The 23214-nt window shown below is 64.8% G+C and carries 22 protein-coding genes and 1 other RNA gene; 8 read left to right on the top strand and 15 right to left on the bottom strand.

Features of this window, described 5'->3' with window-relative positions:
• Positions 1 to 283: 283 nt before the first annotated feature.
• The 9 genes from gcvH to HU720_RS18840 form a co-directional block, all read right to left on the bottom strand.
• Positions 284 to 667 carry a glycine cleavage system protein GcvH gene (gene gcvH / locus HU720_RS18800; RefSeq protein WP_186521631.1) on the bottom strand — a complete coding sequence of 128 codons (384 nt, stop codon included), beginning with the start codon at positions 665 to 667 and terminating at the stop codon, positions 284 to 286.
• A 50-nt stretch (positions 668 to 717) separates the two neighbouring features.
• Positions 718 to 1800: a glycine cleavage system aminomethyltransferase GcvT gene (gene gcvT / locus HU720_RS18805; protein WP_186521633.1), complete on the bottom strand. Its 1083-nt coding sequence runs from the start codon at positions 1798 to 1800 to the stop codon at positions 718 to 720.
• A gap of 124 nt (positions 1801 to 1924) precedes the next feature.
• Positions 1925 to 3547 (bottom strand): iron ABC transporter permease, encoded by a 1623-nt coding sequence (locus tag HU720_RS18810; RefSeq protein ID WP_186521635.1) that lies wholly within the window; start codon positions 3545 to 3547, stop codon positions 1925 to 1927.
• Between the two features lie 161 nt (positions 3548 to 3708).
• Positions 3709 to 4710 carry an extracellular solute-binding protein gene (locus HU720_RS18815; protein WP_186521637.1) on the bottom strand — a complete coding sequence of 334 codons (1002 nt, stop codon included), beginning with the start codon at positions 4708 to 4710 and terminating at the stop codon, positions 3709 to 3711.
• A 248-nt stretch (positions 4711 to 4958) separates the two neighbouring features.
• Positions 4959 to 6176: a 2-octaprenyl-3-methyl-6-methoxy-1,4-benzoquinol hydroxylase gene (locus tag HU720_RS18820; protein ID WP_186521680.1), complete on the bottom strand. Its 1218-nt coding sequence runs from the start codon at positions 6174 to 6176 to the stop codon at positions 4959 to 4961.
• Positions 6177 to 6185: 9 nt separating this feature from the next.
• Entirely contained in the window at positions 6186 to 6668 is a 483-nt protein-coding gene (locus HU720_RS18825) for a DUF4442 domain-containing protein (RefSeq protein ID WP_186521639.1), read from the bottom strand.
• A complete protein-coding gene (gene ubiH / locus HU720_RS18830; RefSeq protein WP_186521641.1) occupies positions 6665 to 7864 on the bottom strand; it encodes a 2-octaprenyl-6-methoxyphenyl hydroxylase in 1200 nt (399 codons plus the stop codon). The genes HU720_RS18825 and ubiH overlap by 4 nt, the downstream gene beginning before the upstream one ends.
• Positions 7861 to 9195: a Xaa-Pro aminopeptidase gene (gene pepP / locus HU720_RS18835; protein WP_186521642.1), complete on the bottom strand. Its 1335-nt coding sequence runs from the start codon at positions 9193 to 9195 to the stop codon at positions 7861 to 7863. The genes ubiH and pepP overlap by 4 nt, the downstream gene beginning before the upstream one ends.
• Before the next feature lie 21 nt (positions 9196 to 9216).
• Complete coding sequence (locus HU720_RS18840; protein WP_186521644.1) at positions 9217 to 9771, bottom strand: YecA family protein; 555 nt, start codon at positions 9769 to 9771, stop codon at positions 9217 to 9219.
• A gap of 151 nt (positions 9772 to 9922) precedes the next feature.
• Here HU720_RS18840 and HU720_RS18845 point away from each other — a divergent pair, with 151 nt between their 5' ends.
• The 4 genes from HU720_RS18845 (at position 9923) to HU720_RS18860 (ending at position 11325) form a co-directional block, all read left to right on the top strand.
• Positions 9923 to 10132: a TIGR02449 family protein gene (locus HU720_RS18845; protein ID WP_186521646.1), complete on the top strand. Its 210-nt coding sequence runs from the start codon at positions 9923 to 9925 to the stop codon at positions 10130 to 10132.
• Complete coding sequence (locus tag HU720_RS18850) at positions 10129 to 10446, top strand: cell division protein ZapA (RefSeq protein ID WP_186521648.1); 318 nt, start codon at positions 10129 to 10131, stop codon at positions 10444 to 10446. The genes HU720_RS18845 and HU720_RS18850 overlap by 4 nt, the downstream gene beginning before the upstream one ends.
• Positions 10447 to 10463: 17 nt before the next feature.
• A non-coding RNA gene (gene ssrS, locus HU720_RS18855) (6S RNA) lies at positions 10464 to 10643 on the top strand.
• Positions 10644 to 10716: 73 nt separating this feature from the next.
• On the top strand, positions 10717 to 11325 hold the full coding sequence (locus HU720_RS18860) for a 5-formyltetrahydrofolate cyclo-ligase (RefSeq protein WP_186521650.1): 609 nt from the start codon (positions 10717 to 10719) through the stop codon (positions 11323 to 11325).
• Between the two features lie 18 nt (positions 11326 to 11343).
• On the opposite strand, the gene HU720_RS18865 is transcribed toward HU720_RS18860, so the two are convergent.
• Positions 11344 to 11502: a hypothetical protein gene (locus HU720_RS18865; RefSeq protein ID WP_186521652.1), complete on the bottom strand. Its 159-nt coding sequence runs from the start codon at positions 11500 to 11502 to the stop codon at positions 11344 to 11346.
• A gap of 179 nt (positions 11503 to 11681) precedes the next feature.
• On the opposite strand from HU720_RS18865, the gene HU720_RS18870 reads away from it, so the two are divergent.
• On the top strand, positions 11682 to 12134 hold the full coding sequence (locus HU720_RS18870; protein WP_186521662.1) for an EVE domain-containing protein: 453 nt from the start codon (positions 11682 to 11684) through the stop codon (positions 12132 to 12134).
• Here the strand turns inward: HU720_RS18870 and HU720_RS18875 are convergent, their stop codons facing one another.
• From HU720_RS18875 to HU720_RS18885, 3 genes are all read right to left on the bottom strand, one after another.
• Positions 12135 to 12539 carry a flagellar basal body-associated protein FliL gene (locus HU720_RS18875; RefSeq protein ID WP_186521664.1) on the bottom strand — a complete coding sequence of 135 codons (405 nt, stop codon included), beginning with the start codon at positions 12537 to 12539 and terminating at the stop codon, positions 12135 to 12137.
• Between the two features lie 184 nt (positions 12540 to 12723).
• Positions 12724 to 14010 (bottom strand): FAD-binding oxidoreductase, encoded by a 1287-nt coding sequence (locus tag HU720_RS18880; RefSeq protein WP_186521666.1) that lies wholly within the window; start codon positions 14008 to 14010, stop codon positions 12724 to 12726.
• A 149-nt stretch (positions 14011 to 14159) separates the two neighbouring features.
• On the bottom strand, positions 14160 to 15650 hold the full coding sequence (locus HU720_RS18885) for an aldehyde dehydrogenase family protein (protein WP_186521668.1): 1491 nt from the start codon (positions 15648 to 15650) through the stop codon (positions 14160 to 14162).
• Between the two features lie 133 nt (positions 15651 to 15783).
• Here HU720_RS18885 and HU720_RS18890 point away from each other — a divergent pair, with 133 nt between their 5' ends.
• Together HU720_RS18890 and HU720_RS18895 are read left to right on the top strand one after the other, a co-directional pair.
• On the top strand, positions 15784 to 16668 hold the full coding sequence (locus tag HU720_RS18890; RefSeq protein WP_186521670.1) for a LysR family transcriptional regulator: 885 nt from the start codon (positions 15784 to 15786) through the stop codon (positions 16666 to 16668).
• 137 nt (positions 16669 to 16805) lie between these two features.
• Complete coding sequence (locus HU720_RS18895) at positions 16806 to 18194, top strand: VOC family protein (RefSeq protein ID WP_186521672.1); 1389 nt, start codon at positions 16806 to 16808, stop codon at positions 18192 to 18194.
• Between the two features lie 114 nt (positions 18195 to 18308).
• On the opposite strand, the gene HU720_RS18900 is transcribed toward HU720_RS18895, so the two are convergent.
• Both HU720_RS18900 and HU720_RS18905 read right to left on the bottom strand, forming a co-directional pair.
• On the bottom strand, positions 18309 to 20216 hold the full coding sequence (locus HU720_RS18900) for a methyl-accepting chemotaxis protein (protein ID WP_186521674.1): 1908 nt from the start codon (positions 20214 to 20216) through the stop codon (positions 18309 to 18311).
• Positions 20217 to 20612: 396 nt separating this feature from the next.
• Entirely contained in the window at positions 20613 to 21530 is a 918-nt protein-coding gene (locus tag HU720_RS18905) for a LysR substrate-binding domain-containing protein (protein WP_186521676.1), read from the bottom strand.
• 156 nt (positions 21531 to 21686) lie between these two features.
• Here HU720_RS18905 and HU720_RS18910 point away from each other — a divergent pair, with 156 nt between their 5' ends.
• On the top strand, positions 21687 to 23072 hold the full coding sequence (locus HU720_RS18910) for a NorM family multidrug efflux MATE transporter (protein WP_186521678.1): 1386 nt from the start codon (positions 21687 to 21689) through the stop codon (positions 23070 to 23072).
• The last annotated feature ends 142 nt before the right edge of the window (positions 23073 to 23214 follow it).

The raw sequence follows: 23214 nt of genomic DNA on the forward strand, positions 1-23214 counted from the left end.
TGCGCAGCAGCCCTGAAAACCCAAGGGGCTGCTGCGCAGCCCAACGCGGGGCAAGCCCGCTCGCCACAAGGAGATATATCTGGCAGGAACAGGCTTGCACGAAACCATGGAATCTCCCACAGGACCCGGGCCAAGCCTAAATATCGCGGCTGTGCGCGGCCTTTGTGGGAGCTGGCGACAGCCTGCGATGAGGCCGCCACAAGCTTGCATAAAACCCTGCAATCACCCACGGTCCGATGCAAATCGGCTAGCCCGCGTTTTTCTACAAGAGCAGCAGGGGCTCTTACTCGCCGATGGCCGCTTTGTAACCAGCAGCGTCCAGCAGCTTGTCCAGCTCGGCCTTGTCGCTAGGCTTGAGCTTGAAGATCCACGACTCGTACGGAGAGTCGTTAAGCGCCTCTGGGCTATCAGCCAGCTCTTCGTTGACCGCGATCACCTCGCCACCGACCGGGGCATAGATGTCCGATGCGGCCTTGACCGACTCGACCACGCCAGCAGCGTCGCCTGCAGCGAACACTTTGCCAACCTCGGCCAGTTCAACAAACACCACGTCACCCAACGCTTGCTGGGCGTGGTCGCTGATACCCACGGTCACCGTGCCATCGGCTTCCAGGCGAGCCCATTCGTGGCTTTCGGCGAAACGCAGATCGGCGGGGATATTGCTCATATCGTGTCTTCCTCAAATTGGCTCAGCGGTCGGCCCGCCGGTTGTAATGTTCAGATAAGAATCTTGCCGTGGCACACGAAGGTCGGCTTGACCACACGCACCGGGTACCACTTGCCGCGAATCTCGACCTCGGCGCGGTCGCCGGTGGCCATGGGGACACGTGCCAAGGCAATGGACTTGCTCAGCGTAGGCGAGAAACTACCACTGGTAATCTCCCCTTCGCCAATACCGCTTACACGCACCACCTGGTGGGCACGCAATACACCGCGCTCTTCGAGCACCAGGCCGACCAGTTTTTCCTGCACGCCCTGCTCGATTTCCGCCAGCAAAGCCGCGCGGCCTATGAATTCGCGGCTGGCCGGTTCCCAGGCGATGCTCCAGCCCAGGTTGGAGGTCAGCGGCGTGTGCGCAGTGTCGATGTCCTGGCCGTAGAGGTTCATGCCGGCTTCCAGGCGCAGGGTATCGCGTGCACCGAGCCCGCTAGGGGCGATGCCGGCCCCGACCAGGTCGTTGAAGAAGGCCGGCGCCTGTTCGCCAGGTAGCAGGATTTCCAGGCCGTCCTCGCCGGTGTAGCCGGTGCGGGCAATGAACCAGTCACCATCAGCCAAGCCTTCGAAGGGGCGCAGTTCGCGGATTAGCACGGCGCGCGAGGCGCTGAGCAGTTCGGCGACTTTTTCTCGCGCATGGGGGCCTTGGATAGCGAAGATTGCGAGGTCTGGGCGCGCCTTGAAGCCGACCTCGAAGCCTGCGCGCTGCGCCTCTAGCCAAGCCAGCACCTGAGCGCGGGTGGATGCATTGGCAACCAGGCGGTAGCCGTCTTCGGTGCGGTAGGCGATCAGGTCGTCGATAACCCCGCCCTGGTGATTGAGCAGCGGGCTGTACAGCGCCATGCCAACGCGCTCAAGGCGCGTCACGTCATTGGCCAGCAGACGCTGAAGCCAGACGGTGGCGGCAACGCCATCAACATCGATGACCGTCATGTGCGAGACGTCAAACACGCCACAGTCATTGCGCACCTGATGGTGCTCCTCGACTTGCGAGCCGTAGTGCAGGGGCATGTCCCAACCGCCGAAGTCGACCGTCTTGGCGCCAAGCGCAAGATGCAGGTCGTACAGAAGAGTACGCTGTCCCATGGGTTTCTCCTTCCGGGCGTGGCGAGGCAGCGGCGGCCGGCGGTGTTTAGTCACCCCGTGTTCTTGTAGGACCCGTCGCTGCGAATGCCGCGCATTGTAGCCGCAAGGGCGCAACCTGGCACCTTTAGCGCAGATGCCCCGGCCGCCGGGCCGAACGGCGGATCAGCGCGATCACCGGCAACAGCCCGACCAGCACCAGGCTTAGCGCCGGTAGCGAAGCCCGCGCCCACTCGCCTTCGCTGGTCATCTCGAACACCCGCACAGCAAGGGTGTCCCAGCCAAACGGGCGCATCAGCAGCGTGGCGGGCATTTCCTTGAGCACGTCGACGAACACCAGCAACCCGGCGCTGAGGGCGCCGGGCACCAGCAACGGAAGATACACCTTGAAAAACAATCGCGGCCCGGACACGCCGAGGCTGCGCGATGCTTCCGGCAACGACGGGCGGATGCGTTCCAGGCTGCTTTCGAGCGGGCCATAGGCCACGGCAATGAAGCGCACCAGATACGCCAGCAACAGCGCTGACAAGCTACCCAGCAACAGCGGCTTGCCGGCGCCGCCCAGCCATTGCGACAGCGGGATAACCAGCTGGTTGTCCAAGTAACTGAAGGCCAGCATGATCGACACCGCCAGCACCGAGCCGGGCAAGGCATAACCGAGGTTGGCCAGCCCGACCCCGGCACGAATGCCAGCCGTCGGTGCCTGGCGCCGGGCGAAGGCCAGCAGCAGCGCCACACTTACCGTCACCAGGGCCGCCATGGCGCCCAGGTAGAGGGTGTGCAGCACCAGGCCCGCGTAGCGTTCATCCAGGTCGTGACGGCCACGCTGCCAGAACCACACCAGCAATTGCAGCATCGGGATGACAAACGCACAGGCGAACACCAAAAGGCACCAGCCACTGGCTGCGTAGGCCTTGATGCCGCGCAGGTGATACAGCGCCTGCCCGCGGGCCCGCTCGTTGCCCGTACGGCTGGCGCCTCGCGAGCGGCGCTCGCCATAAAGCACCAGCATGACCGCCAACAGCAACAGGCTGGCCAGTTGCGCCGCGCTGGAAAGGCTGAAGAAGCCGTACCAGGTCTTGTAGATGGCGGTGGTGAAGGTGTCGAAGTTGAACACCGCCACTGCGCCGAAATCGGCCAGGGTTTCCATCAGGGCCAGGGCAATACCGGCGCCGATAGCCGGGCGCGCCATCGGCAGCGCCACCCGCCAGAACGCTTGCAGCGGCGACAGGCCAAGCACCCGCGCCGCTTCCATCAGGCCCCTGCCCTGGGCCATGAACGCGGTGCGCGCCAGCAGGTACACATACGGATAGAACACCAGCACCAGCACGGTGATCACCCCGCCGGTGGAGCGTACACGCGGCAGGCGCATCGGGCCGAACAATTCGCGCAGTGCGCTTTGCACGGGGCCGGCGAAGTCCAGCAGGCCGACGAAGACGAACGCCAGCACATAGGCGGGTATGGCGAACGGCAGCATCAGCGCCCAGTCCAGCCAGCGCCTGCCGGGGAACTCGCACAGGCTGGTAAGCCAAGCCAGGCTTACGCCAAGCACGGTGACACCGACGCCGACGCCCAATACCAGGGTCAAGGTGTTGCCCAGCAGCCGGCTCATCTGGGTGTCGAGCAGGTGCGACCAGATTTGCAGGTCGATGGTCTGCCACGACAGTAGCAGCACGCTCAGCGGCAGCAGCACCAGGGCGGCGGTGAGCAGGACCGGGAGGTACCAGCGGCGTTGGGGGGTATGGGGCAAGGCGCGGTGCTCGGTTACGGTTGAAGAGGTGAGCTGCGATCACATGGCACCGGCTACGCCGGTGATCGCGGGGCAAGCCCGCTCCCACAAAAGCTGCATTTGCGCACGCTGTGGGAGCGGGCTTGACCCGCGATCAGGCCCTCAAGGATACGGCGCCGGGCTTAGTTCCAGCCAGCCCGATCCATCAAGCGGATGGCTTCGGCCTGGCGCTTGCCAGCCACTTCTACCGCAATGGCATCAGCCTTGAAGCTGCCCCAGGCCGCAACCTCTGCCGATGGCTTGACCTTCGGGTTGGCCGGGAATTCCTGGTTGATGTCAGCGAACAGCTTCTGCGCTTCTTCGCCGGTCATCCATTCCACCAGCTTTTTTGCAGCTTCCGGGTGCGGCGCATGCTTGGTCAGGCCAATGCCCGAGAGGTTGACGTGCACGCCACGGTCAGCCTGGTTAGGCCAGAACAGCTTCACTGGCAGGTCGGGTTTTTCTTTGTGCAGGCGGCCGTAGTAGTACGTGTTGACGATGCCCACGTCGCACTGGCCGGCAGCGATGGCCTGCAACAGTGCGGTGTCATCGGAGAACACGTCGGTGGACAGGTTGTTGACCCAGCCCTTGACCAGTTTTTCGGTGGCCGCTTCGCCGTGGTTCTCGATCAGGGTGGCAGTGAGCGACTGGTTGTAGACCTTCTTGGCCGTGCGCAGGCACAGGCGGCCTTCCCATTGTTTGTCAGCCAGGGCTTCGTAAGTGCTCAGCTCGGCCGGCTTGACCCGCTCGGTGGAGTAGACGATGGTGCGCGCGCGCAGGCTCAGGCCGGTCCAGTCGTGGGACGAGGCGCGGTATTGCGGCGGAATGTTCTGGTCGATGACCGGCGACTTGATCGGCTGCAGGATGCCCATCTGCTCGGCCTGCCAAAGGTTGCCCGCGTCGACGGTGAGCAGCAGGTCGGCCACGCCGTTCTGGCCTTCGGCCTTGATGCGCTGCATCAGCGGCGCTTCCTTGTCGGTGATGAACTTGATCTTCACCCCGGTCTTTGCGGTGTAGGCGTCGAACACCGGTTTGATCAGCTCATCGATACGCGAGGAGTACACCACCACTTCGTCCGCGGCCTGGGCAGCGCCGGCAAACAAAGTGAGGGCCAGAGCGGCCAGAAGAGGCTTGCGGGGCAACATGGAAGTACTCCTGCAGGGTATGAGAGGTGCAAATGGTAGTGAAACCCATTAACCAGCTCATCCGTCCAGCAGTTACCGGATGTTGCAGGCAGCGCAGCGCGCTCACAAGATCGGTGTAGGAGCGGCCTTGTGTCGCGATGGGGCGCGCAGCGGCCCTGAAGCCTCGGCTCCATGCAAAATCGCCGGGGACGCTACGCGCCCCATCGCGACACAAGGCCGCTCCTACACCACCAGGCCGCGCTTGGGGCTCAAGCCTTGGCCAGCTCCGGCAGGTCGCCGGACAGCCCCAGCGCCTGGCGCACGAACAACGCCTTGGCCTCGGGCATCTGTTCCACCAGCTTCAAACCACTGTTACGCAACCAGCGCAGCGGCAGTGGGTTGGCCTGGAACAAGCGCTCGAAACCTTCCATGGCTGCCATCAACGCCAGGTTATGCGGCATGCGCCGGCGCTCGAAGCGGCTCAGCACTTTCACATCGGCCAACCGCTCGCCGCGCTCGCAGGCGCGCAGCAGCTCCTCGGCCAACACCGCGGCATCGAGAAAGCCCAGGTTGACCCCCTGCCCGGCCAGCGGGTGAATGGTGTGGGCCGCATCGCCAATCAGCGCCAGCCCTTCATCCACATAGCGCTTGGCGTGGCGCTGGCGCAGCGGCACGCACACCCGCGGGTCGGCTTCCAGCACCTGGCCCAAACGCCCCTCAAAGGCGCGTTCCAGTGCCTGGCAGAAGGCGGTATCGTCCATGGCCATGGCCCGTTCGGCCTGCTCCGGTGTGGTCGACCAGACAATCGAGCACCACTCCTGGCTGCCATCTCGATCAAGCGGCAGGAACGCCAGCGGGCCTTCGTCGGTGAAACGCTGCCAGGCGGTGGCGCGATGGGCCTGGCTGCACCGCACGCTGGTAACGATGGCGTGGTGCAGGTAGTCCCATTCGCGGGTCGGGCAGCCGGCCAGGCGGCGCACTGCCGAGTTGGCGCCATCGGCGGCAATCACCAGTGGCGTGCGCAGGCGGCGGCCATCGGCCAGGGTCAGCAACCACTCATCGCCTGAGCGGCGCAGTTGCTCCAGGCGCGCATTGGGCAGCAAGCCCAGGTCGCTATCGTGCAGACGCTCCAGCAGGCCGTCCTGGACCACGCGGTTTTCGACGATATGGCCGAGCACCTGGGCGTGCACGCTGGCGGCAGAGAAGTGAATCTCGCCGGTGCCGCTGCCGTCCCAGACGTGCATGTCCGAATACGCCGACACACGCCGCGCAGCAATGCCCTGCCACGCCCCGAGGCGTTCGAGGATGCGCTGGCTGGCGGCGGACAGCGCGCTCACCCGTGGTTCGAACGGCGCGTCGCTGGCGAAGGGTTTGACCGACAGCGGGCCGCCATCGAGCAGGAAAATTTCCAGGCCGCTATGGCGCAATGCCAGGGCCAGGGCGCTGCCGACCATGCCGGCACCGACAATCAACACATCTGCGCGCATTTCCATGCCTTACGCCTGCCTCGCTTGCGGCTTGAGCCGCACATATAGGGTTTTCTCGACCCGCGCCACCAGCTCACCGGTGCCATCGCGGACCTCGACCTGCAGCCGTGGCAGGCATTTCTTGCCGCTGGCGGTTTGCTGGCGGATATCGTCCAGCAGCGCGTCGTCGACGTGGAATTCGGCGTACACCGGGCCTTTGCCCGGTGCGATGAAATCGATGCTGGCGGCTTTGTCCCAGACGATGTATTCGCGCCCCAACTGCTCGATCAGCAACAGCATGTAGAACGGGTCGACCATCGAATACAGGCTGCCGCCAAACTGGGTGCCGACGTAGTTGCGGTTCCAGCGGGTCAGCTTCATGCGCACCTTGACGCTGCGCAGGTCGGGGCTGATCGACTGCACGCGAATACCGGCGCCCAGGTACGGTGGGTAGAAATTCAGCAACCAGCGCAGCATGCGTGCCCGGCGCGCCAGCCGGCGCGCTTCGCTCATGCGCGGCCTCGCGGGTCAGGCCGCGTGCCCAGGCCCATGGCCTGGCGGGCGAACCAGCTTTTCGCCGGGGGCAGCAAATCCAGGCCGAGCAGGCCGATGTTGCGGCCAGCGGCCATCAGGGGCTGATTGCTGCCGAACAGCCGCGTGACCTGGTCGGAAAAACCGATGGTCAGCGCCTGGTCCAGGCGTTGGCGTTGGTGATAACCCAGTAGCGTGGCCAGGTCGCCCGGCAGTTTCGGGCCAGCCAGCAGCGCCTCGGCCAGCGCCTGCACATCACGCAGCGACAGGTTGAAACCCTGCCCGGCAATCGGGTGCAGGCTGTGCGCGGCATTACCCAGCACCACCAGATGCGGGCGCACCTGCTCCTGGGCCTCGACCAGCGCCAGCGGGTACAGATGCCGCGCCCCTACCTGGCGCAAACCGCCCAGGCGGTAGCCGAAGGCATCTTGCAGCTCGCGAAGGAAACTGCGCTCGTCGAGCTCGGCCAGGCGCTTGGCATCCATGCCCTGGCGGGTCCAGACCAGCGCGCAGCGGTTCTCGGGCAGCGGCAGCAGGGCCATCGGGCCTTGCTCGGTGAAGCGTTCGAAGGCCTGGCCGCAGTGGGCCTCGCCTGGGGTGATATTGGCGATCAGCGCGCTCTGGTCGTAGGGCGTAGTGCGCACATGGATGCCGAGCTGCTCGCGCAGGCCTGAGCGGCCCCCGTCGGCGAGTACCGCCAGGTCGCACTCAAGCGCGGTGTCGTCGTCCAGTTGCAGGCGGTAGCCACCGGCAATCGGCTGCAACGCCTTGACCTCGGCCGGGCAGCGCCAGGTCACAACTTCAGGGTCGAAGGCCTGCCACAGGCACTGGCCCAGCCAGGCGTTTTCGACCACGTAGCCGAGCGCGGCAACGCCTTCTTCGGCGGCGTCCAGGCGGGTGGCGCCAAAGCGGCCACGGTCAGACACCTGGATTTGCCGGATCGGCTCGGCGCGGCGGCTGATAGCCTCCCACAGGCCAAGCTGATCGTAGATTTGCCGGGTGCCGTAGGACAGCGCCGAGGAACGCGCATCGTAGCTGGGCTGGAAGCTGTCGCCAGGGGCGAAGGGTTCGATCAGCAAAATCTTCCAACCGCGCGCCTTGGCCCCGGCCTGCAAGGTGAGTGCAAGGCTGGCGCCGACCAGGCCGCCACCGATGATGGCCAGGTTGACCCGGCTCATGCCACCGCCTCGCGGGCGGCGAGCATCAGCGCTTCGATTTCGGCAACGCTGCTGGGTACGCCCGTCGTCAGGATTTCACAACCTTGCCTGGTCACCACCACGTCGTCCTCGATCCTTACGCCGATGCCGCGCCATTTCTTCGCGACGTTCTGGTTGTCGGCGGCAATGTAGATGCCCGGCTCGACGGTCAACGCCATGCCCGGTTCGAGCACGCGCCACTGGCCGCCGACCTTGTACTCGCCCACATCGTGTACATCCATGCCCAGCCAGTGGCCGGCGCGGTGCATGTAGAACGCGCGGTAGGCCTCGCTTTCGATCAGCGCCGGCACCTCACCCTTGAGCAGGCCCAACTCCACCAGGCCCTCGGTAATCACCTGCACTGTGGCCTCGTGGGCGTGGTTCCAGTGCTTGCCCGGCGCAATCTGGGCAAACGCGGCGTGCTGGGCTTTGAGCACCAGCTCGTAAATGGCCTTTTGCTCGGGCGAGAACCGCCCGCTGACCGGGAACGTGCGGGTGATATCACTGGCATAGCAGTCGATTTCACAACCGGCGTCGATCAGAACCAAGTCGCCATTCTTGAGCGGTGCGTCGTTTTGCTGGTAATGCAGGATGCAGCCGTTGCGCCCGGCAGCCACGATAGAGCCGTAGGCAGGCATCTTGGCCCCACCCTTGCGAAACTCGTAGTCCAGCTCGGCTTCCAGGCTGTATTCGTGCAGCCCGGCGCGGCAGGCCTGCATGGCCCGCACGTGGGCGCGGGCGGAAATCGCCGCCGCTTCACGCATCACCTTCACTTCTGCCGCCGATTTATACAGGCGCATGTCGTGCAGCAGATGATCCAGGGCAACGAACTCGTTCGGCGGCTGCGCGCCCAGGCGCGCCTTGGAGCGGATCACGTTGATCCAGTCCATCAGCCGCCGGTCGAACTCAGGGTTGCTGCCCATGGCGCTATAGACGCGCTCGCGGCCTTCGATCAGGCCGGGGAGAATTTCGTCGATGTCGGTGATGGGGAAGGCGTCGTCAGCGCCGAAGTCGCGCATCGCGCCGTCCTGGCCGGCGCGCAGGCCGTCCCACTGCTCGCGCTCAGGGTTGCGCTCGCGGCAGAACAACACATACTCGCCATGCTCGCGGCCGGGGATCAACGCAATGACCGCCTCGGGCTCGGGGAAACCACTGAGGTACTGGAAGTCGCTGTCCTGGCGGTACACGTGCTCGACGTCACGGTTGCGGATGGCAACCGCAGCGGCGGGCAGAATGGCGATGCTGTTGGGGACCATCTGCGCCATCAACGCCTTGCGCCGACGGGCGTACTCCGCCTTGGGTATGTGGCTCATGGGCAAACGACCCCGTATCGATCAATGCAGCGATGGCTTGGGCGCAGGTGCGGCTGGCGCGGCCAGTTCTGTGTACAGCAGCAGCGGTGCGACGCGCAGGTACTCCATGACTTCCATGTAGTCGCTCTCGCCGTCTTCGGACTCTTCCAGCGCTTCTTGCACCTGGGAAATCGCCACCAGGTCCTGCAGCACTTCCTTGGCCTCGGTGGACAGGTCCTTGCCGCCGGCGTTCAGGCCGAAACCGGTAATGAAGCCCTGGCACCACTGGCCCAGTGCTTCGGCACGGTCGCCAAGCGCGGCGTCGTCGGTTGGCAGCAGCAGGACGATGGCGACGTCCTCGCCGGTGAGCTCGGCCTTGACCATTTCCTGCAGGCCAATCAGAGCGTTGCGCACGCTGTCGCCAGGCTCGTTTTCGAGCAATTGCGCAGCATCGGCCAGCCAGGCATCGGCATCGAAGCCTGCGCCGGCGCAGCTGCGGCCGATCAACAGGCCGTGCAGCTCGGCGGGAGTGACGGGGTGACCATTGCTCGAAAGCAGCATGGCGAAGGCGATGTAGGGCGATTGGGTATTGGGCATGGGCTGCTAGGCGCCAGACGGCGCAATGACTAGAATGAAGGCCTTGTATCCTAGCACCGGCAGGCGCGCCAAGACCATCAGCACTGGCTCTGCGCCCCCTGTGCAGGCATGATCGCCCGGTGACGACGATGGAGCGAAGCGAGTGCACCCCATGCAAGAAGACGACCTGCAAGCGCTGATGAGCCGGTTCGAGACGCTGATCGAGCGGGTCGAGCAACTAAAACGGCAAAACGCACTCTTAGTAGCTCAGGAAAAATCCTGGCGCGAGGAACGCGCCCACTTGATCGAAAAGAACGAGACCGCCAAACGCAAGGTTGAATCAATGATCTTGCGCCTCAAGGCCCTGGAGCAAGACTCATGAGTTCAAGCAATAGCGTCACCGTCCAGATCCTCGACAAGGAATATTCCATCATCTGTCCGCCCGAGGAACGTAACAACCTGGTCGGTGCCGCTCGCTACCTGGACGGCAAGATGCGTGAGATCCGCAGCAGCGGCAAGGTCATCGGCGCCGACCGCATTGCCGTCATGGCCGCACTGAATATTACCCACGAGCTGCTGCACCGCCAGGAACGCCCGGAAGCCACCGGTGGCGGCACCACCCGCGAGCAGGTGCGCGACCTGCTGGAACGCGTCGATCAGGCATTGTCCGACGACCCGGTTAGCAAAAACGATTGAGATGGGTATACTGGCGCCACTCCCTGGTGGATGCGCCAGTCGGTTATGTCCCTGAGCCGATACGCACAACCACGGGGGTTGCACGCTGGGGCCGGTGTGCATGTCCGCCCGACGGAAAGCCTTAACGCCCCCTGCAATCTCCACCTTGAACTTTCGGGTTCAAGGGCTACACCGATAGCGGTCTTATCGGGGAGCCTTCTTCAGAACTGCCCGCCTGCCCGGCGGGCTTTTCGTTTCTGGTTACCAGGCCATCAAGGGATCGCCCGTGCCATGACCGACACCGCGCCGCCTACCCGCCCGCAACTTCGCCGTCTGCTGCGCAACGCCCGCCGCGCCCTCACCCCCGCCCAGCAAAGCCAGGCCGCCGCCGGGCTGTATCGCCAGCTGGCACAACACCCGCTGTTTCGCCGCGCCCGCCACATCGCGCTGTACCTGCCCAATGATGGCGAGATCGACCCGCGCCTGCTGCTGCGCGAAGCGCACAAACGCGGCAAGCACGTGTACCTGCCGGTGCTGCACGCCTGGCCGCGCACGCGCATGGTGTTCCAGCGCTTCGAGCCGGGCGAGCGCCTGCGGCCCAACCGCTTTCGCATCCCGGAGCCGGTCGTCGAGCGCAAGCGGCAACGGCCGATCTGGGCGCTGGACCTGATCCTGCTACCGCTGGTCGGTTTCGATGAAGTCGGGGGACGGCTGGGCATGGGCGGCGGTTTCTACGACCGCAGCCTGGCCTATCAAAGCCGCCGCAAGGCCTGGAAAAAACCACTGCTGCTGGGGCTGGCGCATGAATGCCAGAAGGTCGAGCGGCTGGCACAGGCCAGTTGGGATGTACCCTTGCGCGGCACGGTTTCGGACCGTGGCTGGTACCTGGCGCCTAAGTGAGCAGGCGCAGAAAAGCGGTTAGCGGCGCTGCTGTTGCTGCGCAGGGTCGGCCGGCAACTGCTGGTACGCGGCGTCTGCCTTGCGTTCCCACAAGCCTTGCGCGTAACCGGTGGTGACGACACCCAGACCGAAAACGAAAGCGAGGATCCACAGCAGGTCGGGTTTGCGTTGTTTCATTGCTTGATTGCCCCCCAGGCAACTGTCCGTGCTCGGCGGCTTTCTGGATGGCTGCCGGAGCGTATAGCTTTAAAATCGGCGCATTTTCCGCCAACGTGAGGCCACACGCAAACGTTGACGCCAACCGACTGTCGGTTTGATGAAACTATTTATTTCAAACTCTTTCAGGAGCAGCACCCATGGCCTACTGGCTGATGAAATCCGAGCCCGACGAGCTGTCCATCGAAGCCTTGGCGCGCATGGGCAACGCTCGCTGGGACGGGGTGCGCAACTACCAGGCGCGCAACTTTCTGCGGGCCATGAGCGTGGGTGACACGTTCTTTTTCTACCATTCGAGCTGCCCGCAACCGGGCATCGCCGGCATTGCGCGGATCACCGCCGCCGCCTACCCCGACCCCACCGCGCTAGACCCGCAAAGCCACTACTTCGACGCCAAGGCCAGCGCCGAGAAAAACCCGTGGAGTGCGGTAGATGTGGAGCATGTGCAGACCTTCGGCCAAGTGCTGGGCCTGGGCCTGCTCAAGCAGCAGGCGGCGCTCGAAGAGCTGCCGCTGGTGCAGAAGGGCAGCCGCCTGTCGGTCATGCCGGTCAGCGCTGAGCAATGGGCGGCGATTGTCGCGCTGAGCCGTTGATTACTGCACGATCAGGTTGTTGAACAGCAGGTCTTCGACGATCGGCTTGCCCTCTTCGCCCTCCATTACCTGCTGCACCTGCTTCAGGGCTTCCTGGCGCAGGGCTTCCTTGGCCTCGACGTTGCTCATGTTGTCCACACCTTGCTGGGTGAACAGCGCCACCAGCTGGTTGCGGATCAGCGGCTCGTGGTGTTTTACCGCAGCAGCTGCCGCGTCGCCGGTCACGCGCAGGGCCACATCAGCCTTGTACACGCGCAGCTTGGGGCCACCGTCGAGGGCATAGTTGCCGACGAAGGGCGGGCTGAGGGTGATATAGGACACCTTCGGCGGCCCATCCTTGGCTTCCTCGGCCATCGCCGCCGCTGGCAGCATCAGGGCCAGCACCATCAAGATCCACGCTTTCACGAATTCGCTCCTCAATACAGTTGGCGCCAGCTTACCCAGCGCACCGGCCAAACCCAAGCCTGGGTTCATGCCCGTTGACCGCTATTACGGCCCTGCTGTACTTATCGGCCATCAGCCGCAAAGGAATAGCCCTGATGAAAGCCTTGTGGTGCAAAGCCACAAGCGAGAGCTGCACTGCGCACGACTACAGCACCACCCGCAGGCACTGCCCGGCGTGATACAGCGAGAACCCTGACTCATAGAACGCGGTGCGCAATGACGGCGCGCTGACCGGTTTCATTGGCGAGAACGGTACCGGCAGGCTGGCCGGGTCGTCCTTGAGCAGAAATTCGGCGAATGCCCGGCCAATGACGGTACCTGTGGTATTGCCGCGGCCATTGTAGCCGGTCACCGCCACCAGGCCCGGCGCCGGCTCGAACAGGCGCATCAGGTGATCAGGGGTGAAGTCGATGCAGCCGGTCCAGTGCATTTCCCACTCCACCTTGCCCAACTGTGGGAAATAGTGGCTCTGGATGCGGTCAGCCCAGCGCCGCACGAACCACGCCGGCTTGTTGTCGACCCGCCCAAGGCTGCCAAGCAGCAGCCGGCCCTGGTCATCGCGGCGGATGCTACTGAGCACGGTGCGGGTATCCCACGAGCCTTGGCCGTGGCGCAGTACCTGGTCGGCCGCCGCGCCCTGCAACGGCTTGGAAGCCACTTGATAGTAGTAACCGCGGAAGTAATGCTTCTGCAGGTTGCTCCAGTCGCCTTCGGTGTAGGCGCCTGTGGAAATCACCACCTTGTCGGCCCGCACCACGCCGCGCGCGGTTTTCACCTGCCAGGCGTCGCCATCGCGGGCCAGGCCCTCGACCGCCGATTGCTGGAACAGCTTGCCACCCAGCCGCGCTACCGCTGCAGCCAGGCCTTGGGTGTACGCCATAGGGTTGATGGTGCCCGCGCGGCGGTCGAGCAGCGCGGCGGAAATCTTGTCGGTACCGCAGTATTCCTGGCACTTGGCGCCGGTCAGCAGCTCAACATCGGCGCCACGGCGCGACCATTGCTGGTGACGCGCTTCAAGGTCGGCAAGGCCGGTGGCGTTGTGCGCCATGTGCAACGTGCCCTTGTGCTGGGCCTGGCAGTCGATGCCCAGGCGCTCGATCATGGCGAACACCTCAGCAGGCGCTGCACCGAGCACCTGGTTCAAACGGCTGCCTTGGGCCTGACCGAGGGTGGCTTCGACGTCGTCGGGGCGGATCCAGGTACCGGCGTTGACCAGGCCGACGTTGCGCCCCGAGCCGCCATGGCCGATTTTCCAGGCCTCCAGCAGAATCACCGATTTGCCCTGTTCGAGCAGGTGAATGGCTGCCGACAGGCCGGTGATGCCACCGCCAATGACGCAGACGTCAGCCTTGTGCTCGCCGGCCAGGGCCTGGGCGGCGACGGTTGGCCGAGTGACGTGTTCCCACAGACATTCTTGACGCAGTTCGGACATGGCCCGGCTCCAGCTATTGTTCTTTTTTGCCTATGGGGCCGCGTTGCGGCCCTTTCGCGACACAAGGCCGCTCCTACATGGTATTGCGATCATCCTGTAGGAGCGGCCTTGTGTCGCGATCCGGGGGCATAGCCCCCGCCTGCGGAGGATCAGTCGAACACAATACCCTGCGCCAGCGGCAGCTCACGCGAGTAGTTCACGGTGTTGGTCTGGCGGCGCATGTAGCCTTTCCAGGCATCGGAGCCCGACTCACGGCCGCCACCGGTTTCTTTCTCGCCGCCGAACGCACCGCCGATCTCGGCGCCACTGGTGCCGATGTTGACGTTGGCGATACCGCAGTCACTGCCCGACGCACTCTGGAAACGCTCGGCCTCGCGGATGTCGGTGGTGAAGATGCACGACGACAGGCCTTGCGGCACTTCGTTGTTCAGGCGCAGGGCCTCTTCGAACTCGTCATAGGCCAGCACGTACAGAATCGGCGCGAAGGTCTCGTGGCGCACCACCTCGCTCTGCGCCGGCATTTCGGCAATGGCAGGCGATACGTAGTAGCCATTCGGGTACTGCTCGGCCAGCTGACGTTCACCACCGAATACCTGGCCACCTTCATCGCGGGCCTTGGCCAGCGCGCCTTGCATGGCATCGAACGACTGCTTGTCGATCAGCGGGCCGACCAGGTTGTCCTTGCGCGGGTCACCAATACGCACCTTGGCGTAGGCTGCTTTGACGCGTGCGACCACTTCGTCCTTGATCGAGCGGTGCACGATCAGCCGGCGCAGGGTGGTGCAGCGCTGGCCGGCGGTGCCGACTGCCGAAAACAGAATGCCGCGCACGGCCAGGTCCAGGTCGGCGCTTGGCGCCAGGATCATCGCGTTGTTGCCGCCCAGTTCAAGGATGCTGCGACCGAAGCGGGCCGCCACACGCGGGCCGACTTCACGGCCCATGCGGGTGCTACCGGTAGCGCTGACCAGCGGCACGCGCGGGTCATCCACCAGCGCTTCACCGGCTTCACGGCCACCAATCACCAGCTGTGCAAGGCCGGCCGGTGCATCACCAAAGGCGCGCAGGGCTTTGTCGAACAGGGCCTGGCAAGCCAGCGCGGTCAGCGGGGTCTTCTCCGACGGCTTCCACACCACGGCGTTGCCCGCGACCAGCGCCAGCGCGGTGTTCCACGCCCACACCGCAACCGGGAAGTTGAACGCGCTGATGATGCCGACCACGCCCAGCGGGTGCCAGCTTTCACGCATGTGGTGGCCAGGGCGCTCGGAAGCGATGGTCAGGCCGTACAGCTGGCGCGACAGGCCCACGGCGAAGTCGCAGATGTCGATCATTTCCTGCACTTCGCCCAGGCCTTCCTGGGTAATCTTGCCGGCTTCGATAGAGACCAGCTCGCCGAGGTCGGCCTTGTGTTCGCGCAGCACTTCACCGAACAGGCGCACCAGCTCGCCACGGCGCGGGGCCGGGACGCTGCGCCAGGCTTCGAAGGCCTGGTGAGCCTGGTCGATGCGGGCAACGGTGTCGGCCTTGCCGAGCAGCTTCACCGAGGCGATCTGGCTGCCGTCAATCGGGGTGTGAACAGGGTAGTCACCCTGGGTGTAAGCCGAGGCGGCAACGCCAAGACGCTCGAGCAATGCAGCAACCATTGTGCTTCTCCTATCATCGGTGAAGGGTGGAAAATGATGTGGGTCAGTATTAATCCGATTACACAGGTGCAACAAACGACCTTTATTCCGCATATCATTCCGTCAGGTAATGACTTGAGCCACAGAGACCGCTATGTCCAAACGCCTGGTGCCGTCCATGACCGCCCTGCAGTGCTTCGAAGCTGCAGCCCGCCACTTGAGCTTCACCCGCGCCGCCGAAGAGCTGCACCTGACGCAAAGCGCGGTCAGCAAGCAGGTGGCGCAACTTGAAGAGATGCTGCACCACCACCTGTTCCTGCGTATCCGCCGCCGCCTGCAACTGACCCCGGCAGGTTCGCTGTACCTGGCCGAGGTGAACAAGATCCTCACCCAGGTGGATATGTCGAGCCGCTACGTGCTCACCTACGGCACGCAGACCGAAGTATTGAAAGTAGCCACTCAGCCGAGTTTCGGCGTGCGCTGGCTGATCCCGCACCTGAAGGGCTTCGGCAAACGCCACCCGAACATCCACCTCGACATCCGCAACGAGATGGAGCCCTTCGCCTTGCTTCAGGGCTCGGCCGATGTGGTGTTTTTCTACGGCCAGGGCACTTGGCCCGGGGCCACTTGCATAAAGCTGTTCGGTGAAGAGGTGCTGCCGGTGTGCGCGCCGGAGCTGTTGCAGGGCCATGCCCTGAGCGGGCCGGGCGAACTGGCCGGGCAGGTCCTGCTGCAAAGCACCTCGCGCCCTGAAGCCTGGCATGAGTGGTTCCAGCAACAAGGGCTGGAAACCGAGAACAGCTACCACGGGCCGCGCTTCGATACGTTCTATATGGCCTTGAGCGCCGCGCAGTCGGGCTGTGGCGTAGCGCTGGTGCCGCGCTACCTGGTGGCCCGCGAGCTGGCCGAAGGCAGCCTGGTGGTGGCCTGGGACCATGCGATGCCGAGCAGCGGCGCGCATTACCTGGCCTATGCCGAGCATGCTGCCGAAGTGCCGAAAGTGCGCGCCTTGGTGGAATGGGTGCAAGCGCAGGTTTAGCTCGCGCTGGGCGCTCCTACCTTCCACCGCCTAAAGGTCGATCAAAAAAGGAATGAAAGGCCCACTTTTTTTCGCTTGTGGGCCAAGTGCATTCCAAGCTTTCATGTAAGCGTCCGAACCTAACCAGGAAGCTTGCGATGCCCGCCCATGATTTCGTCAGCCCCGACAGCATTCGCGCGCAGTTCTCTGCCGCCATGTCGCTCATGTACAAACAGGAAGTGCCCTTGTACGGCACGCTGCTTGAGCTGGTGAGCGAAATCAACCAGCAGGTGATGCAGCAGCAACCCGAGGTGGCCCAGGCACTGCGCTGGACCGGCGAGGTGGAGCGCCTCGACCAGGAGCGCCACGGCGCCATCCGCGTCGGCACCGCCGAAGAGCTGGCCACCATTGCCCGCCTGTTCGCGGTGATGGGCATGCAACCGGTCGGCTATTACGACCTCAGTTCAGCCGGCGTGCCGGTGCACTCCACGGCATTTCGCGCGGTGCACGAGCAGTCGCTGCACATCAGCCCGTTCCGGGTGTTCACCTCGCTGCTGCGCCTGGAGCTGATCGACAACCCGCAACTGCGAGAGCTGGCCCAGGGCATTCTGGCCAAGCGGCAGATTTTCACCCCGCGCGCCCTGGCGTTGATCGCCCAGTGCGAACGCGAAGGTGGCCTGGGCGCCGCTGACGCCGAGGCCTTCGTGCAGGAGGCCCTGCACACGTTCCGCTGGCACCAGGAGGCCACGGTGACCGCCGAGCAGTATCAGCAACTGCATGACCAGCACCGGCTGATTGCCGATGTGGTGGCGTTCAAAGGCCCGCACATCAACCACTTGACCCCGCGCACCCTGGACATCGACGCGATCCAGCTCGGCATGCCGGCCAAGGGCATCCCGCCCAAGGCCGTGGTCGAAGGCCCGCCAACTCGCCGCCATGCCATCCTGTTGCGTCAGACCAGCTTCAAGGCGTTGCAGGAAAAGGTCGCGTTCAATGACGCCCAAGGCAGCCACACCGCACGCTTTGGCGAAATCGAGCAACGCGGCGCGGCGCTGACGCCCAAGGGCCGCCAACTGTATGACCGCCTGCTCGACGCCACCCGCGCAGCCCTCGGCGGCGCGCCGGCCGAGGCGAATGCCGAGCGCTACATGGCGCTGCTCAAGGCGCAGTTTGCAGCGTTCCCGGATGACCTGGCGCAGATGCGCGAACAGGGGCTGGCGTACTTCCGTTACTTTGCCACCGACAAAGGCCTGGCCGCGCGTGGGCAGGCGGGCCGGCCGAGCAGCTTGCAGGGGCTGATCGACGCAGGGCATGTGCATTATGAGGCGCTGGTGTATGAGGATTTCCTGCCGGTGAGTGCGGCGGGGATTTTCCAGTCCAACCTGGGCGATGACGGGCAGGCGGACTACGGCAGCAACGCCAACCGCGAGGCGTTCGAGGAGGCGCTGGGGCTGAAGGTGCAGGATGAGCTGGCGCTGTATGCGCAGAGCGAGCAGCGCTCGCTGCAGGCCTGCGCACAGGCGTTGGGGCTGGCTGAACTTCACTGACGCTGGGGGCTGCTCTGCAGCCCTTCGCGGCACAAGGCCGCTCCTACAAGGATCGCGGTCGCCTGTAGGAGCGGCCTTGTGCCGCGAACACCGGCAAAGCCGGTGCCATCCTGACTACCGGTTAATGCGGAACCGGTCCACTTCCTGACGCAACTGCCCTGCCAGGCCTTCCAGCTCGCGTGCGGTGTTGGCCAGCTCATTGGCCACGTCACGTTGCTCGCTGTTGGCCTGGGCAATGCTCTGCAGGTTGCGGCTCAGCACGGTCGCGGTGCTGCTCTGCTCCTGGGTCGCCAGGCTGATCGCAGCAAACTGCTCACCGGCCGTGCGGCTCTGCTCGTCGATACGCGCCAGCGCTTCGGCCACCTTGTCGTTGCGCGACAGGCCGTCCTGCATCAGCTTGTTGCCCTGTTCCAGGGTGCTGATGGCATGCCCGGTCTGCTGCTGGATGCTGGTGATCATGCCGGAAATCTCGTCAGTCGCCTGGCGGGTACGCGCCGCAAGGCCACGCACTTCGTCAGCCACCACCGCAAACCCACGGCCCTGCTCGCCGGCTCGCGCAGCCTCGATGGCCGCGTTCAGCGCCAGCAGGTTGGTCTGTTCGGCAATGGCGGTAATCGTGCCGACAATACCGCCGATTTCCTGCGAGCGCGCACCCAGCGTGTCCATCACCTCGGCGGTACCGCCGAGCGAATCGGCAATCTGCTTGAGCGATGCCGACGCCTCGTCCATGGCGCCACGGCCAATGCGGGTCTGCTGGGCGTTGTCGCGGGCCATGCGTTCGGTGCCGGCCATGTTATCGGCGATGTTCATCGAAGTGGCGCTGAACTCCTCAACCGCACCGGCCATGCTGGTGATCTCGCCAGATTGCTGCTCCATGCCCTCGCAGGCACCCGAAGACAGCCCCGACAGCGAACGCGCACGCCCGGCCACCTGCTCGGAGGCGCTGCGAATGTGCTCGACCATGGTCGCCAGGGCATCGCCCATCTTGTTGAAGCTGGCGGCCAGTTGGCCGATCTCGTCATGGCTGGTGACGTTGAGGCGGGCATTCAGGTCGCCCGCGCCAAGGGCTTCGGCCTGACGCACCAGGTCGTCCAGCGGGCGCAGCTTGCGGCGCAGCAGCCATAGCGTGGCAACCACCGCCAGCAGCATGGCCAGCAGGCTGCCAATGGCCAGGCGCATGCCGACGCTCCAGGTCACTTCGCGGATTTCTGCCTTGGGCATGCTGGCAATCACGGTCCAAGGGCCTTCGGCGAATGGCGCTTCGACGCTGAACAGGTCCTGGTCGGCGTTGGCCGGCGATACCAGCCACTGGCCTTGGTTGTCGCGGATCGCCAACGAACCGGTCTCGCCAATGCGGAAGCGCTTGAGGTTGGCGAACTGGGCATTCTGCGCGTCGGTGTAGTCGAAGCCGACGAACAGCACGGCGATCACCTTGCCCGTGCTGTCGCTCACCGGCACATAGCGGGTCATGTAGTTGCGGTCGAACAATACCGCACGGCCTACATACATCTGCCCGGCCAGCAGCTTGGCGTAGGCCGGGTGCTGGCGGTCGAGCTGGGTGCCGATGGCGCGGCTGCCGTCCTGCTTCTTCAGGTTGGTGGTGATGCGCACGAAGTCTTCGCCGCTACGCACGAACACCGTGGCGATACCAGCGGTCATCTGCTGGAACTCATCGACCACCTGGAAGTTGTTGTTCAGCAGTTGCTCACCCAGGTACAGCGCCGGGGTGGCGGCGCCGGCCACATTGACCGTCTCGCCTGCGTGCAGGCTCAGGCCGGTAGCAAAGCGCCGCTCGAACAGGCCGCTCAGGCGCTGGGTGTTTTCCTTGAGCGAGCCATGGAAAGTATCGAGCTGGTCAGCCAGCAGACGCGCTTCGCTACCCAAGTGCTGCTGACGGGTAGTCAGGTTGGCATCGTCCAGCGAACGCAGGGCGAACAAAGTACTGCCGGTGATCACCAGCGCCAGCACGATGGCGAGGGCGATGCCGAGCTGCGAGGCTATGCGGGCACGCGGTTGAGACATGAGAAGCTCCTGGCAAGAGGCCGGGATCATCCTGATCACGCTGACCACCCGCTTCATTATCGACGGGAAATCGCGCCCTCTTCCGGGACGCTGGTGCCAGTGGATCGGCGGCGCCAGGGAATACTTGAGTGTCGGCGACGGGTATTCGCAAACCTTTGCGCTGTGCGTTGCGGCGAGGGCTCTAGCGCGGCCACGAGGACCGCGTCGGGCATCACTATCGCGTCTGGCCATGGTTTCTCTGTAGGAGCGGCCTTGTGCCGCGAAAGGGCTGCGTAGCAGCCCCAGCGATTCTGCATGATGCACAGATACCAGGGCTGCTCCGCAGCCCTTTCGCGGCACAAGGCCGCTCCTACAGATAGATCGCATCCGGGCACGGTAGGGCCATCAGCGCTGGCCCTAGAGTATCTGCACAGCCGGCAGGTCCATGCCCTGCGCCTCATCCTGCAAAAAGCGGCTCAACCGCTGCAAGCGCTCGGCACCCGGCCGGGTGCGCGGCCACACCAGGTAGTAGTCCATGCCGCTGGGCACCGCTGTCGGCCACGGCAAGCTCAGCCGACGCTGCGCGACGTCCTCGGCAACCATCAGCAGGTCGCCCATCGACACCCCGTAGCCACGCGCGGCGGCAATCATGCCCAGCTCCAAGGTATCGAACACCTGCCCGCCCTTGAGCGATACCGCATCGAGCAAGCCCATGCGCCCCAGCCACGCCCGCCAGTCGCGCTTGTCGGGGGTGGGGTGCAGCAGCTCGACGCTGGCCAGGCGCTGCACGTCCCAGGCGGGCTCCGCCAGCAGGTCCGGCGCGCCAACCGGGATCAGCAGCTCGGCGAACAAGCGGCGCACCTCCCAATCAGCGGGAAACACCCCATCGCTTAGCAACACCGCACAGTCGAACGGCTCCTGATTGAAGTCGACATGGTCGACGTCCATCCAGGCGCTGGTCAGTTGCACCTCGTTGCCCGGCTGCAAATGCCGGAAGCGGCTAAGGCGCGCCAGCAACCAGCGCATGGTCAGGGTGGACGGCGCTTTCATGCGCAGGATGTCATCTTCGCCACGCAGGGTATCGCAGGCCCGCTCCAGCGCAGCAAAGCCGTCGCGCACGCCGGGCAGCAGCATGCGCGCGGCTTCGGTGGGTTGCAGGCTGCGCCCACCGCGCACGAACAGGCGGCAGCCGAAGTGTTCTTCGAGGGTACGGATATGCCGGCTGACCGCGCTCTGGGTGATCGACAGTTCGTCACCGGCGCGGGTGAAGGAATTCAGCCGGGCGGCGGCTTCGAATGCGCGCAACGCATACAACGGAGGGAGCTGACGGGACATCACGCACCTGACTTGCTGGGCCACAACGGCAATGTCGGGATCATACCGGCATGACTAATACTCATGGCAAGGATCGGTTTTATCCTTTTGTGCAAAGTTGACTCAGGCCTCAGAATCGTCCCCCTCGCTTACCGCCACCCAACAAGGACCTTCTTCATGCACGTCGCGCCCACTACCGAACTCAAGGCTTTGCTGCGCCTGGCCGGGCCGCTGATCGCCTCGCAGTTGGCGCACATGCTGATGGTGCTCACCGACACCCTGATGATGGCCCGCATCAGCCCGCAGGCGTTGGCTGGCGGTGGCCTGGGCGCGGCCAGTTATTCGTTCATCTCGATCTTCTGCCTGGGCATCATCGCCGCCGTCGGCACCTTGGTCGCGATCCGCAAGGGCGCCAACGACATCGAGGGCGCCACGCGCCTTGCACAGAACGGCCTGTGGCTGGCCTGGGCCCTGGCGTTGGTGGCGGCGCTGGCGCTGTGGAACCTCAAGCCTGTGCTGTTGCTGTTCGGCCAGCAGCCGGACAACGTCGATGCGGCCATGCAGTTCCTAACCCTGCTGCCACTGGCCCTGCCCGGCTACCTGACGTTCATGGCCCTGCGCGGCTTTACCAGCGCACTCGGCCATTCGACCCCGGTGATGGTCATCAGCCTGGTGGGCACGGTGCTCAACTACCTGCTCAACCACGCCATGATCGAAGGCCTGTACGGCTTGCCCAAACTGGGCCTGATGGGCATTGGCCTGGTCACCGCCGTGGTCTCGGTGGGCATGGCAGTGGCACTGGCGCTGTATATCCGCTGGCACAAGGCGTATGCCGACTACCCACTGCGCAAGGGCCTGGCACGGCCTTCGCTGGCAGCGCTGCGTGAGTTGTGGCGGCTGGGCCTGCCGATTGGTGGCACCTACATGGTCGAGGTCGGCCTGTTCGCCTTCGCCGCGCTGTGCATGGGCGTGCTGGGCAGCACCGAGCTTGCCGCGCACCAGATCGCCCTGCAGATCATCACCGCCGCGTTCATGATCCCGACCGGGCTTTCCTATGCCGTGACCATGCGCGTCGGCTTGTATTACGGCGCCGGCAGGCTGCTGGCCGCACGCAGTGCCGGGCGCGTCGGCATCGGCTTTGGTGCGGCATTGATGCTCGGCTTTGCGACGCTGTTCCTGTTGTTGCCGGAGCATTTGGTGAGTTTGCTGGTAAACCGTGATGACCCGGCCTTTGCGGCGATTTACCAGCTGGCGGTGCAACTGGTGATGGTGGCGGCGTGGTTCGAGTTGTTCGATGGCGTGCAGGCGATTGCCATGGGTTCGATCCGCGGGCTCAAGGATGCCCGCACCACGTTCCTGATCGGCGCGGTCTGCTATTGGCTGGTGGGCGCGCCTGCGGCGTGGCTGCTGGCCTTTACCTTGGGCGGCGGCGCGCCGGGGATCTGGTGGGGGCTGGCACTGGGGCTTGGCTGCGCGTCGGTAGCGCTGACGCTGGGCTTTGAGTGGCGGATGAAGCGGATGATTGGCAGGGCTGCAAAGCTGGAGGCTGCCGTCTCGGCCTGAACGGAAGGCCTCATCGCAGGCTGGCGCCAGCTCCCACAGAGGTGGCGGCGCAAATCCCTGGGGGATTGTGGCGAGCTCCCTTGTGGCGAGCGGGCTTGTCCCGCGTTGGGCTGCGCAGCAGCCCCTGGGGTTTTCAGGGCTG

Source organism: Pseudomonas sp. SWRI51 (genome assembly GCF_014268825.1).
GTDB classification, from domain to species: Bacteria; Pseudomonadota; Gammaproteobacteria; order Pseudomonadales; family Pseudomonadaceae; genus Aquipseudomonas; species Aquipseudomonas farsensis.